Origin of the sequence: Desulfolutivibrio sp. (genome assembly GCF_036584575.1) — a bacterium.
Classification (GTDB): domain Bacteria; phylum Desulfobacterota; class Desulfovibrionia; order Desulfovibrionales; family Desulfovibrionaceae; genus Desulfolutivibrio.
On the sequence record NZ_JAZHDB010000011.1, the window covers coordinates 21,505 to 33,638 of the forward strand.

The window sequence follows — 12,134 nt, forward strand, 5'->3', positions numbered from 1 at the left end:
GCCAAAGCTGTGGGTGGCGCAGGCGCTTTCCGGCGGCTGACGGTCCTTGGGGGCAGGGACGCGGGCCTTGCCCCTTGGCGTGTCGGCCGTGTTTTCGGCGCCTGTGACGTCCTGAAATATCCCCTGGCTGGCTGCGGCATCGGTACGGCGGGTTTATCGGGCTGTCGCCGCCGCGTCAGCTTTTTTGAAGACGATGGCGGACGCTTTCGAGGTGTCCTTCCCTCTTGTCTCACCATCTTGAATTGCATTTCCCCTCAGGTCTGAATTTGAAAATCAACATCGTCGATCTTGGCGAGGCTTCCTCCGTGCATAACGACCGTCATGGCGGAACCGGGGATATTCTCATGCGGAAGAGGATTTCGTGTTGTCCGATGATGAAATATGCGTGGCATGTTTTTCTTGCATCATAGGCTGTTGTCTTGATATGTGTGATACAGTTTTTGTGCAACGTGGAGGATGTTCGTCGTTCTTGCACCAACTCCTTTCCTGTAGGGATACGCCATGACCCTCAAGATGAAATTCATCCTTCCCACGCTGGCCCTGATCATACTCGGCATGTCCATCTCCACGTGGCTGACCTACCAGCGCAGCACCAAGTCATTATCAGCGCTGGCGGTTGAAAAAGCCAAGAGTACGGCAGGCTCCCTGCTTTCCGCCGTCGGACTCTGGGTGGAGGGGGCGCAAAACGAGATCATCACCCTTTCCAAGACGGAGGAACTCGCCAAGGCCCTGACCGCTGGCGCGGACGACCCCGGGGCCGTGGAACGCGCCGTGGCGCTTCTCAAGGACAGCGCCGCCCGGCATCCCACGTTCGACAGCATTTTGTTCGTCAACCCGCAGGGCGTCGTCGTCAGCAGCACCAATGTCAAACTCATCGGCGTCAATCTGGAAAAGCGGGAGTATTTCCAAAAAGCCATTGCGGGGCAGATTTTCATTTCCAACCCGCTTTTCAGCGTGGACAGCGGGGAAGCCGTCTTCGTCATCTCCGCGCCGGTGCGCGAGGGCGGCAAGATCGTCGGCATCATTTCGGCGGGCGTCAAGATCGGCGTCTTCACGGACAACTTCGTCAAGCCGTTGGACACGCCAGCGGGGTATGCCTTTGTCCTGGCCCCTGACGGCCTGGTTCTCGCCCACCCGGACAGCAAGCTGATCGGCAAGTTCAACATCATCAAGGAGACGGACTACGGCGGAAAAATCGCCTCCCAGCAAAGCGGCAGCCTCGATGTCGTGTCGCTTGGGGTCGAAAAGCTGATCCTTTTTGATAAATCCAAGGCCACCGGCTGGATCATCGGCATGGTCGTCAACAAGGACGCGGCCTTTGCCGACGCCCGCAGCCTGGGGTGGCTCATCCTTTACATGTCGGCAGGCCAGGCCGTGATTTTGGCCGTGGGCATTTTGGTCATCCTGTCCATCAGCGTGCTTCGGCCCATCGGCTCCCTGGTCGGCGCGTCCACGCGCATTGCCGATGGCGACCTGGACGCCCCCCTGGACGTCGACCGCAGCGACGAAATCGGCCGCCTGCAACGGGCCATGGCCAAAATGGTGGGCAACCTCAAGACCAAGATCGGCGAGGCCGAGGAAAAGGGCCGGGTGGCCGCTGCCGAGTCTGAAAAGGCCGCTCTGGCCATGGCGGAGGCGGAAACGGCCCGGGAACGGGCGGAAAAGGCCAGGGAGGAGGGGATGCTTCAGGCGGCCGAGCAACTGGAGGGCGTCGTCGACGCCGTCACCGCCGCGTCCCAGTCCATTTCCGGCCAGATCGAGCAATCCAGCCAGGGTTCCCAGGAGCAGTCGAACCGGGTGGCCGAGACCGCCACGGCCATGGAGGAGATGAACGCCACGGTCATCGAGGTGGCCCAAAACGCGGCCCAGGCCGCCAACACCGCCACCGACGCCCGGCAAAAGGCCGACGAGGGGTCGAACATGGTGGCCCAGGTCATCCGCAGCATCGGCGACGTCCAAACGAACGCCCTGCAACTCAAGGACGACATGACCCGGTTGGGACAGCAGGCCCAGGGCATCGGCCAGATCATGAACGTGATTTCCGACATTGCCGACCAGACCAATCTGTTGGCGCTCAATGCCGCCATCGAGGCGGCCAGGGCCGGGGATGCCGGACGCGGTTTCGCCGTGGTGGCCGACGAGGTCAGAAAGCTCGCGGAAAAGACCATGGCCGCCACCAAGGAGGTCGGCGACGCCATCATCGGCATCCAGCAGGGCACGAGCAAAAATATCGACAACGTGGATCAGACGGTGCGGCGCATTGACGACGCCACGGGACTTGCCGGGCAGTCCGGCCGCGCCCTGGAGGCCATCGTGGACCTCGTGGTCCAGACCACGGACCAGGTGCGCTCCATCGCCACGGCCTCGGAGGAGCAGTCCGCGACGACGGAGGAAATCAACCGCAGCGTCATGGACATCAACCGTATTTCCGCCCAGACGGCCGACGCCTTGCACCAATCCGCCGAAGCCCTGACCGGGTTGACCGAACAGACGGGGATTTTGCGCCGCCTTATCGACGACATGCAAGGAGGGGGGGGCAGCCGGGAGCTTCCGGCCGCCAAGGATCGGCGTCCGAAATTGCCCGGGCGCTTCAGCTGATCCCTTTTCGGTGCTCTGCCTGACGGATGCGGCGGACGGGCCGCGGCAGGCTCAGGCGCAGGCGGAAGATCGCCCGGCGGGGAGGTTGGCGGACGGATGACCGGGCGGGCAGGCCCCGCCCGGACGACTTACGGAAACAGATGCAGCCCGTAGCGGGCGTATACCAGTTCCTGGAGTTCGACCACGGCGTGCAGGCTGTCCTTGAGGCGGTCGCGTTCGAGGTCGTCCAGATTGTCCGGAAAAATCGTGTTGCGCGGCGTTTCCCCTCGGCGGATGGCCTTGGCCTGGAAGCGGATGCGCAAGGTCTGCAAAACGTCGTAGGCCTCGTGCAGCCGCCGGGCCAGGGGTTGTGAAAAAATCCCCTGTTCGGCCAATGCCGCCAGCCGCTCGGGCGTGCCTGTCGCCAGGAGGCGTTGCTCCAGGGCCATGGTGCGCAGTCCCTGGACCAGGGCGAAAATCCCTCTCTTTTTGATGTCCAGCCCGCCCTTGTCCGGGCCGGATCGCTCCACCGCAAGCGTATTGAAAAAGCCCAGGGGCGGCGGAAAGCGCAGGGCCTCCCGGGCCATGTAGCCAAGGGTCACGGGCGAGTCCGCCACCCGTTTGCGCAGATGGGCCGCCAGCCCGTGGCACAGGGCCGCATTTCCGGTTACGGGCCGGGCGTCGGCCAGAAGCGACAACACCAGGATGCCCGGGCCGTCCGGCTCCCGCACCACATCGTCCACGGTTTCCTTCCATTGCTCCAGGGGCTTTCGCCAGTCGGGATTGTCGATCATTACCCGGTTCTCGCATGGCGGAAAGCCGATGGCCGTGAGCGCCGCGATGAACTCCTGGCTGAAGGCGGCCACGGAGCCCTCCCCGCTGCCGTCCGGGGCGTCGCTTTCGGCCAGGATCAGGCCGTTGTCCTGGTCCGTGGCGAAAAACTGTTCCCGGCGGCCCTCGCTGCCGAGCGCCACCAGGCAGAAGTCCCCCAGCGGCCCGTCCATGCCGCCTTCGACGATCCGGGCCGCCCGGGCCAGGAGATGGTCGCTCACCTCGCTGATGAGCAGGCCCAGGGTTCGGGAGGCGATGCCCGCATCCACGCCGCACAGGGCCATGTTACGCAGATCGGCAAAAAGCAGGGCCAGGGCGGAGACGCTCTCCGCCCTGGCGATGGCCTCCGGCAGAAGCGCCGGATGGTGTCCCCGCGTGGCCAGAAGCCGTTCGGCCCGGCGCAGTTCGTCGGCCGGATCATCGGGGAAAAGCGGCCCATCTGTCCTCATTCAGCTCCCATGCCCAGATAGTTTCGGATTTTTTGCAGTTCGTACTTTTCCTCGGCATCGGCCTCGGGCCGAAGGACGGAGCCCAGCCATCCGGCGAAAAAGGCCGCCGGGAGCGAGATGAGCGCCGGGTTCTTCCAGGGGAAGATGGCTTGCGCGTTGCCCAGGACATCCACCCACACCGTGGGGCTGATGATGATCAGGCCCACGGCCAGGACGGACCCGGTATAGATGCTTGCGGTCGCGCCAAAGGTGCTGAAGCGCCGCCACAGGATGGACAGAAGCAGGGCCGGGAAGTTGGCGCTGGCGGCGATGGCGAAGGCCAGCCCGACCATGAAGGCCACGTTTTGCCCCTTGAAGGCGATGCCCAGGACCACGGCCAGGATTCCCAGGAAAATCGTGCCCCGCTTGGCCATCTTCACCTCGTCCTCCTCCGTGGCCTTCCCGGATTTGAAGACGTTGACATAGAGGTCATGGGAGAAGGTGGAGGCCCCGGCCAGAGTCAGCCCGGCCACCACGGCCAGGATGGTGGCGAACGCCACGGCGGCGATAAATCCCAGAAACATGGTGCCCCCCGTGACCTCGGCCAAAAGCAGCGCGGCCATGTTGCCGCCCTTGTCGAAGCTGGTCACCACGTCCTGGCCCACGACGACCATGGCCCCGAAGCCGATGATAAAGGTCAGGATGTAAAAATACGAGATAAATCCCGTGGCGTAAAACACGGATTTGCGCGCGGCCTTGGCGTCGGGCACGGTGTAGAAGCGCATGAGGATGTGGGGCAGCCCGGCCGTGCCGAACATGAGCGCGATGCCCAGCGACAGGGCGTCCCAGGGGTTGGCCACCAGTCCGCCGGGCGAAAGCACCTTGTCGCCGTATTTGTCGGCGGCGGCCGCAAACAGGTTCGAGGGATCGAACCCGTATTTGGAAAGGACCAGGAACACGATCACCGAAGCCCCGCCCAGGAGCAGCACGGCTTTAATGATCTGCACCCAGGTTGTGGCCAGCATGCCGCCGAAGAGCACGTAGGCGATCATGATCGCGCCCACCACCACCACCGCCGCCTCGTAAGGCAGCCCGAACATGAGCTGCACCAGCGACCCCGAGCCCACCATCTGGGCGATGAGGTAGAAGGCCACGGTCATCAGCGACCCGCACGAGGCCGCCACCCGGATGGGCTTTTGCGACAGCCGGTAGGCCACCACGTCGGCGAAGGTGTACTTGCCGAGGTTGCGCAGCGGCTCGGCGACCAGAAACATGACGATGGGCCAGCCCACCAGAAAGCCTATGGAGTAGATGAGCCCGTCGTAGCCTTTCAGCGACACCAGCCCCGCGATGCCCAGAAACGAGGCCGCGCTCATGTAGTCCCCGGCCAGGGCCAGGCCGTTTTGCAGCCCGGTGACGCTGCGCCCGGCGGCGTAGAACTGGGAGGCGGATTTGCTTTTTTTGGCCGCGAAATAGGTGATGACCAATGTGGCGGCCACGAAGAGGAAAAAAAACGCGATGGATACGGCATTGGGCTTGCCAAGCGTCGAAGTGAAGTCGGGCATGGGCTTATTTCCTTCTCATGGAGCGGATGATGTCGCGTACCGAGGCGTCGTAGGTCCGGTTGGCCCAGAACACGTAGACGCCCGTCAACACGCAGGCCGACAGGATCACCCCCAGGCCCACGGGCAGCCCCAGGGTCATGTGGGTTCCGATCTTGGCCGTGAGCACGTCTTTGGCGAACGCCAACACCAGGATGAATCCAAAATAGATGGCCAGGATGAGTGCGGTCAGAACCAGGGAAACGGTCCACTTGGCGCGGACCAGTTTTCGGAATGCGACCTCGTCGATGTGCCTGACGGATTCGGCGGACATGGGGGGCTCCTCTCGTGGTGTGGGGTTCGATCCGCCCCGGTGGGATACCGCCGGGGGCATGGGGGCTGGCCGGATGTCGGCCGTCTCGCGCCTGCCGTGCGCCATCAGACATGTCCCGGCGGCGCCTGCTTTGCCGGGACGTTTTCGTAGGGCGAAGGCCACCCTACCAAGACGACGGCGCAGGCCGCAGGCTTTTTTGGTGAGCGGCGTGTTTTTCGCCATGTACGCGGGGTGTCGTGGTCCGGGGGGGCGCGGCGCCGTTTGACGACGAAAAACCGCCGTTGGCGGGGAGGCGCTCTGCGGTCGGGGGCTTTTTCCGTCCCGGTCCGGGTCGGCGCTGCCCCTGGCGGCGTCGCCGCGCCCACGGCCCGATCCGCCGACAGGGAGCGGCGGCCATTGGACGGATTCCCCCCGCCGCTTGCCGAAAAGGGCATGCGCTGGCGGCGCGGGCGGGCTATGGGGGATGTGCGGGCGTATGCCGCAGCCCGCCCTGGAGGCCACGCCGTCATGATGGACAAGACCTTCGTTCTGGAAAGGGCCTGTCTGCCGTCCGTGTTTTTTACGGCCACATCGCCGTTTTCCGATCTGCCGCCGGAGGTGCTTTTGCAACTGGCGGACGCCGCCCGGGTGGATTTCTGCCCCGTGGGGACGCGACTCTATTCCATTGGCCAGCGAGTGGAGGATTTGCTGCTCATCCAATCCGGGGGGGTGTGCGTCTCCCGTCCGGGAGGCGCTTGTGCGCCGTGCGGGGTGGACTATCTCGGCTCGGGGCAGGCCGTGGGGGCCGCCGAGCTTTTACGCGGGGAGTCGGCGTCCTGCGACGCCACGGCCCTGGCGGACACCTTTTATTTCCGCCTGGAGGGAGAGATTTTTTTGCAGGCGGCCAGGGAGTCTCCCGCACTTGCGGCCTATTTTTGCGACCGGTTCCCAAAGGACTATCTGGAGCGGGCCCTGACCTTGCTTCGCCGGGACAGGGGCGGCGGCGGGGCGGGGTTTCGGCCGATCTTCGCCCTGACCGTGGGGGAGGTGGCCCACGCCCCGGTGGTGGACATCCCGGGCGAGGCCAGCATCGTGGCCGCCGCCGCCCGGATGGCCGATTTCGGGGTGGGCTCGATCCTGTTGCGGGACGAGGGCGGACGGGTTGCGGGCATCGTGACCGACCGGGATTTTCGCTACAAGGTTTTGGCCCGGGGCGGGGACATGACCCGTCCCGTGCGCGAGATCATGAGCTCCCCGGTGTGCGTGGTGGACCACCGGGAGGCCTGTTTCGGGGCGCTGACGGTCATGATGCAGCGCCGCGTCCACCATCTGGCCGTGGAACGCGACGGGGCCGTGATCGGCATGGTCACCTCCCACGACATCCTGGCCTTGCAGGGGCGTTCGCCCTTTTCCCTTTTTGCGGACATCGAGGCCTCCCGGGACGTGTCCTCCCTGGCCGGGCTGTGCGAACGCATTCCCCGCACGGCCCGGGCTCTGCTCGAAGACGGGGCCGGGGCCGCCCATGTGGGACGGATGCTGACCATGGTCTGGGACGCCGTTTTGGAACGCGTGCTGACCCTGATCCAGGGGGAGCTCGGGCCTCCCCCGGCCCCGTTTTGCTGGCTGGCGCTGGGCGATGCGGGCCGCATGGAGCAGGTTCCGGGGGAGCCTCCGGACGGGGTGGTGGTCTACCAGGATCCGCCCGGGGAGGAGGCCGTGCGCTGCCGGGATTATTTCGCGGGATTTGCCCGGATGGCCCTGGCCCACGTGCGGACCATCTGCCATGACCCCGAAACCCGTGGAGGATTTTCCGGGTCGCGCAGCCTGGCGTTCGCGGAATGGGCGGCCTTTTTTTCCGGCCATGCCGCAGACGACCGCCCGGAGAGCGCCGCCCTGGCTTTTGCCCTGTGCGAGGCGCGGCCGGTCTTTGGGTTCCTCGACCTGGGAAAACGGCTGTGTCGGCTGATTCGGGAGCGGGCCGGGCGGGATGCGCACGTTCTGGCCCGGTTTTCCCGGACGCTTTTTCCGGAACATCCGCCCCTGGCCATCTATGCCGGACAGGTGGTGGACGCCTCGGGCAAGGGAGAGCGGCATTTCGACGTGAAGGCCCTGGGGCTGGCCCCCCTGGCCGGTTTCGTCGCCCTGTTCTGCCTGGCCCATGGCCTGCCCGGGGTCCACACCCTGTCCAGGCTGGCGGCCCTGCGCGATTCCGGACGCCTGGACCCCGAGGCCTGCGGCCGCATCGCCACGGCCGTGGATTTTCTCATGCATCTGCGGCTGGCGCATCGTCTTGGCCAGGCCCGGGTCGGCCGCCAGCCAAAAGAGATGGACGATCAGGTCGTGGCGGCGGACCTCGATCCCCTGGTCGTGCGCATGCTCAAAGATGTGTTCGCCGCCGTTGCGCAGGCCCAGGCGCTCCTTGCGGAAAGAAGCGGCCTGAACCGGGAGGGGACATGAGCGGAAGCCTCATGGGGACGGGCCAGGCCTGGGCGGGGCAGACTTTTTTCACACGGCTTCTGGGCCGTATGACCCCTTGGCGGTCGCGTCCGGCCCCCGGCCCGCCCCATCCCCTTTTGGTGGAGAACCAGGAACGGTTTCGGACCTTCGACACGGGCGTGGCCCTCAAAGACTGCGATTTCACGGTGGTGGACACGGAATTGACCGGCCTTGATCCGCGCCATGAAGAGATCGTGTCCATCGGCGCGGTGCGGGTGCGGGGGCTGTGCATCGTGCCGAGCGAGTCCTTTTCCGCGCTGGTGCGGCCGCGCAAGGATCTGCCCAAGCAGAGCACGCTGATTCACCGCATCACCCCGCAACAGGTCCAGGACCGGCCCCGGCTGCGCCATGTGCTGCCGGATTTTCTGGAGTTCGTGGGGTCGTCGCTTCTGGTCGGACACCATGTGGGGCTGGATATGGCCTTTCTCAACCGGGCCATGGCCGACGTGTACGGGCTCAAGGTGGAAAATCCCTGTCTGGACACCCTGCGCATGGCCCAGATCTACCGCGCCGAGCACTGGGAAAACTACTACGACCGCTACGCCTTAAACGTCTCCTACGCCCTGTCCGACCTGTCAAAGGAATGGGGATTGCCCCGGTTCCCGGCCCACAACGCCCTGGCCGACGCCATGCAGACGGCCTACCTTTTCCTGTATCTCATTCGCAAAATCCAGGGCGGCAGGCTGACGACCATGCACGATCTGTATCGGGCCGGGCGCAACTGGCGGTGGCATTCATCCTGACAAAACCCCGTTTGCGGCGGCGCCTTTCCGCGACGGGCCTGGGTCTTTGGTCCCCGTCCGGATCACTGCTCCTCGCGCAGGGCCTTGCGTGAAATCTTGCCGCTTGGGGTCTTGGGCAGGCAACTCCTGACGGCGAAAAAGCGCACCTCGGCCACGGACCCAAGCTCCCGGCGCAGATGGGCCTTGACGTCGCGGACCAAATCCTCCTCCGAGTCGTAGCGCAGATCCCAATCGAGGATCGGGACCAGGAAGGCCTTGGCCGCCGTGGCCCCCATGGCGTCGGGCACGACGATGACCGCCGCCTCGGCCAGGGCCGGATGGGAGGCCAGGGCCCCCTCGATCTCGGCGCTGCCGAGGCGGCGCCCGCCAAGCTGCACCACGTCGTCGGCCCGGCCCTGGATCCAAAACGAACCGTCCTCGTCCCGGCGGGCCATGTCGCCGGTGAAAAAGACCCCCGGGATTCGCTCGAAATACTGTCTGCGGTAGCCGTCAGGGTCGCCGTCCAGGGTCAGGAGCATGCCCGGCCAGGGGGCGTTGAGCACCAGATGGCCGCCCTTGCCCGGCGGCACGGGGTTCCCGGCTTCGTCCACCACATCGGCCGAGACGCCGGGCAGGGGGCGTCCTACGGAACCGGGCGCCAGCAGGGAAGCGGGCAGGGGGGACAGAAGGATCATGCCCGTTTCGGTCTGCCACCAGGTATCCAGAAGCGGGCATTGGCCCTTGCCCATGGTCTTGTGGAACCACACCCACAGCTCGGGCGGGATGGGCTCTCCGGCCGTGGCCAAGAGGCGCAGGGCGCCGACATCGTGGTCGCGGCCGGGGACGGCGCCCATGCGGCGCATCATGCGGATGAGGGTGGGGGAGGTGTAGAGAACACTCACCCCGTGGCGGTCGATGATCTCGAACAGCCGGCGCCCATGCCCGGCCAGGGGGTTGCCCTCGACCATGACCGTGGTCGCCCCGGCCAGAAGCGGCCCGTAGATGGCGTAGGAATGCCCGGTGATCCAGGCCGGTTCGGCCGTACACCAGATGACGTCCGTGGGTTTTAGGTCCAACACCCAGGTGGCCGTACGGTACACGCCGACCATGTAGCCGCCGTGGCCATGCACGATGCCCCGGGGGGCGGAGAGGGAGGAACCTGCGTGGAGCACGAACAGCTCATCGTCGGACTCCATGGGCTCGGGCGGGGTCGCCTCGCGCCCGCTGTCCAGGATGTCGTGATAATACAGGTCGCGGCCCTCGGTCATGGGTATGTCCTGCTCCGAGCGGCGCACCACCACCACGGTCTCCACCCGGGTCTCCCCGGTTCCGGCCAGGGCCTCGTCCACCACGGGTTTTACGGGCGTCATCCGGTCGCCTTGCAGGCCGATATCGGCCGTGAGGATGATCCGGGCCCGGCTGGCCTCGATGCGTCGCCGCAGGGCCTTGGCCGAGTACCCCAGGGGCGCCAGGCAATGCACGGCCCCGATGCGGGCGGCGGCCAACATGCCGATGACGGTCTCGGGCAGGGTGGGCATGTGGATGAAGATGCGGTCGCCGCGTGTCGCCCCAAGGGACAAAAAGGCCCGGGCCAGGCGGCACACCTCACGGTGCAGTTCGAAATAGGTGAATCTCTTGTTTTCGCCCGAGGCGTATTCGAAGATCAGGGCCAGGGTGTTGCGGTGCGCCGATTCCACATGGCGATCCAGGGCGTTGGCCACGATGTTGGTCTGGCCGCCGGGAAACCAGCGGGGAAAGGCCGCCCCGCCGGACGTGGAGACGACCGCCTGCCATGGCCTGTACCAGACCAGTTCCGAGGCGGCCTGCTCCCAGATGTCCAGGGGGGCCGTCAGGGCCTGTTTTCGTGCGGCCTCAAGTTCCTGGGGGGGGAGATTGGCCTCGATGGCCTGTCCCGGCAGCGGCCGGAAGACCCGTTTTTCGACAAGCAGGGCGTCCAGGGTTCCGTTTGGGCTCATGGCAGACTCCGGGATGGCCGATGGGACAAATCGCCATTTTTCAAAATCCTAGCGGGCTGCTGGCAAAAAGGCCACGCCCTTTCGGTAAGCGGCGGCTGCGATCCGACAAGCGGCTTGGCCGGTTGGCGTTTCCCGTCCGGGGCGCGGGAGGGGGGACAGGGAAAAAATCGGGAAATATCTTGCCGTTTTCTTTGCGACATGCCTATAGGTGTTGCTAGATCGTTTCCAGTTTTGGGAGGGGCCATGGTCGAGAAATCCCGGGCGACGCGCTGGCGGGCAACACTGGCGGCCCAGGGCGGCAAGCCCGTGGGCGTAACCCTGACGCCTGGGGCGGCGTCGGCCCTGGACACCATCCAGGCCCGTTATAACGTCTCCCAGCGGGAGGCCATCTCCCGCGCCCTGGAATTTGCCGCGGCGCATATGGGCCAGGAGGGGCCGGGGGAAGGCTTTTGCCTCGGCGGGGACCACCAGCCGGATCTTGCGCCCGTCCTGACGCGGCTGGCCGATTTGGAGCGGCGGCTGGGAATGATCGAGGCCAAACCGCCCATGTTCGGCCAGACTGGGCAGACCGGTCAAGCCGGGCCGTCGGAATTCGCCCTGGAACCGGCTGTCGCGGAGAACCAGACGGGCCTTGCCCCCACCATGACCAGCGAGGCCGCCGACCGGTTGGTGGAATTTTCCGCCCGCCGCATGTGGGAATTCGGGGAGCGGGTGGCCCGTACCAAGCTCTACGAACTGGCCCGTCAGGAGGGCGTGGTCATTCACGACACGCTGCATGAATACAGCGCCTTCGTGTCCCTGAATATGGACCGCATCCGGGAGCGCATGCGCGATTTCAAGTAGCCCGCCCGGCGCGGCCCCGGCCCCTTCGCCTCTTTCGCACCGCTTCCTGCGGTGGAATCCGTCTTTTCCTGCCCGCCCGCGTCGTGGGCCGGAACCCCCTTTGGCCGTGTCACCTTTCCCCGTTTCTAAGGGAAAAAGGGTTGACATGATCAGGAACAGTTTTTATTTAGGAATTGTTCTTAACAAGGAGCGGCCATGACAACCCCTGAAATCAAAAAACCGACGACGGAACACGCCCGGAGCCTGTTTGCAGCCCATGGGCTGAAGCTGACCCACCAGCGGCTTGAGATCTACGGCGAGTTGACGGCGGCCTGCGATCATCCCTGCGCCGAGACCGTCTGGCGGCGGGTCAGAGAGCGTGTGCCGACCATCTCCCTGGACACGGTGTACCGGACGCTGGCGGTGCT

Annotated in this window: 9 protein-coding genes; 5 read left to right on the forward strand and 4 right to left on the reverse strand. The window is 65.5% G+C overall.

What is annotated here, in order from left to right; genetic code table 11:
• Positions 1-501: 501 nt before the first annotated feature.
• Positions 502-2,598 carry a methyl-accepting chemotaxis protein gene (locus V3572_RS00915; protein WP_332109090.1) on the forward strand — a complete coding sequence of 699 codons (2,097 nt, stop codon included), beginning with the start codon at positions 502-504 and terminating at the stop codon, positions 2,596-2,598.
• A gap of 128 nt (positions 2,599-2,726) precedes the next feature.
• Here the strand turns inward: V3572_RS00915 and V3572_RS00920 are convergent, their stop codons facing one another.
• From V3572_RS00920 to V3572_RS00930, 3 genes are read right to left on the reverse strand one after another with little or no spacing between them, the layout of a single operon-like run.
• Complete coding sequence (locus V3572_RS00920) at positions 2,727-3,857, reverse strand: putative nucleotidyltransferase substrate binding domain-containing protein (RefSeq protein ID WP_332109091.1); 1,131 nt, start codon at positions 3,855-3,857, stop codon at positions 2,727-2,729.
• Positions 3,854-5,401: a sodium:solute symporter family transporter gene (locus V3572_RS00925; protein WP_332109092.1), complete on the reverse strand. Its 1,548-nt coding sequence runs from the start codon at positions 5,399-5,401 to the stop codon at positions 3,854-3,856. Before V3572_RS00925 ends, V3572_RS00920 begins: the two co-directional genes overlap by 4 nt.
• A 4-nt stretch (positions 5,402-5,405) precedes the next feature.
• Positions 5,406-5,711, reverse strand: a complete 306-nt coding sequence (locus V3572_RS00930) for a DUF485 domain-containing protein (RefSeq protein ID WP_332109093.1) — start codon at positions 5,709-5,711, stop codon at positions 5,406-5,408.
• Positions 5,712-6,218: 507 nt separating this feature from the next.
• On the opposite strand from V3572_RS00930, the gene V3572_RS00935 reads away from it, so the two are divergent.
• On the forward strand, positions 6,219-8,147 hold the full coding sequence (locus V3572_RS00935; RefSeq protein ID WP_332109094.1) for a putative nucleotidyltransferase substrate binding domain-containing protein: 1,929 nt from the start codon (positions 6,219-6,221) through the stop codon (positions 8,145-8,147).
• The gene (locus tag V3572_RS00940) at positions 8,144-8,929 is read left to right on the forward strand and encodes a 3'-5' exonuclease (RefSeq protein ID WP_332109095.1); all 786 of its coding nucleotides are present in this window, start codon (positions 8,144-8,146) and stop codon (positions 8,927-8,929) included. The genes V3572_RS00935 and V3572_RS00940 overlap by 4 nt, the downstream gene beginning before the upstream one ends.
• Positions 8,930-8,991: 62 nt before the next feature.
• On the opposite strand, the gene V3572_RS00945 is transcribed toward V3572_RS00940, so the two are convergent.
• The gene (locus V3572_RS00945; RefSeq protein ID WP_332109096.1) at positions 8,992-10,884 is read right to left on the reverse strand and encodes an acetate--CoA ligase; all 1,893 of its coding nucleotides are present in this window, start codon (positions 10,882-10,884) and stop codon (positions 8,992-8,994) included.
• A 243-nt stretch (positions 10,885-11,127) separates the two neighbouring features.
• Between V3572_RS00945 and V3572_RS00950 the strand changes: the two genes are divergently transcribed.
• The gene (locus V3572_RS00950; RefSeq protein ID WP_332109097.1) at positions 11,128-11,727 is read left to right on the forward strand and encodes a hypothetical protein; all 600 of its coding nucleotides are present in this window, start codon (positions 11,128-11,130) and stop codon (positions 11,725-11,727) included.
• A gap of 195 nt (positions 11,728-11,922) precedes the next feature.
• The coding region (locus V3572_RS00955) for a Fur family transcriptional regulator (RefSeq protein ID WP_332109098.1) at positions 11,923-12,134 on the forward strand (212 nt) is incomplete at its 3' end.

Bases quoted from the DNA above. Each gene is read 5' to 3' on its own strand.
- V3572_RS00915 (WP_332109090.1), top strand. From the start codon at position 502: ATGACCCTCAAGATGAAATTCATCCTTCCCACGCTGGCCCTGATCATA.
- V3572_RS00920 (WP_332109091.1), bottom strand. From the start codon at position 3,857: ATGAGGACAGATGGGCCGCTTTTCCCCGATGATCCGGCCGACGAACTG.
- V3572_RS00925 (WP_332109092.1), bottom strand. From the start codon at position 5,401: ATGCCCGACTTCACTTCGACGCTTGGCAAGCCCAATGCCGTATCCATC.
- V3572_RS00930 (WP_332109093.1), bottom strand. From the start codon at position 5,711: ATGTCCGCCGAATCCGTCAGGCACATCGACGAGGTCGCATTCCGAAAA.
- V3572_RS00935 (WP_332109094.1), top strand. From the start codon at position 6,219: ATGATGGACAAGACCTTCGTTCTGGAAAGGGCCTGTCTGCCGTCCGTG.
- V3572_RS00940 (WP_332109095.1), top strand. From the start codon at position 8,144: ATGAGCGGAAGCCTCATGGGGACGGGCCAGGCCTGGGCGGGGCAGACT.
- V3572_RS00945 (WP_332109096.1), bottom strand. From the start codon at position 10,884: ATGAGCCCAAACGGAACCCTGGACGCCCTGCTTGTCGAAAAACGGGTC.
- V3572_RS00950 (WP_332109097.1), top strand. From the start codon at position 11,128: ATGGTCGAGAAATCCCGGGCGACGCGCTGGCGGGCAACACTGGCGGCC.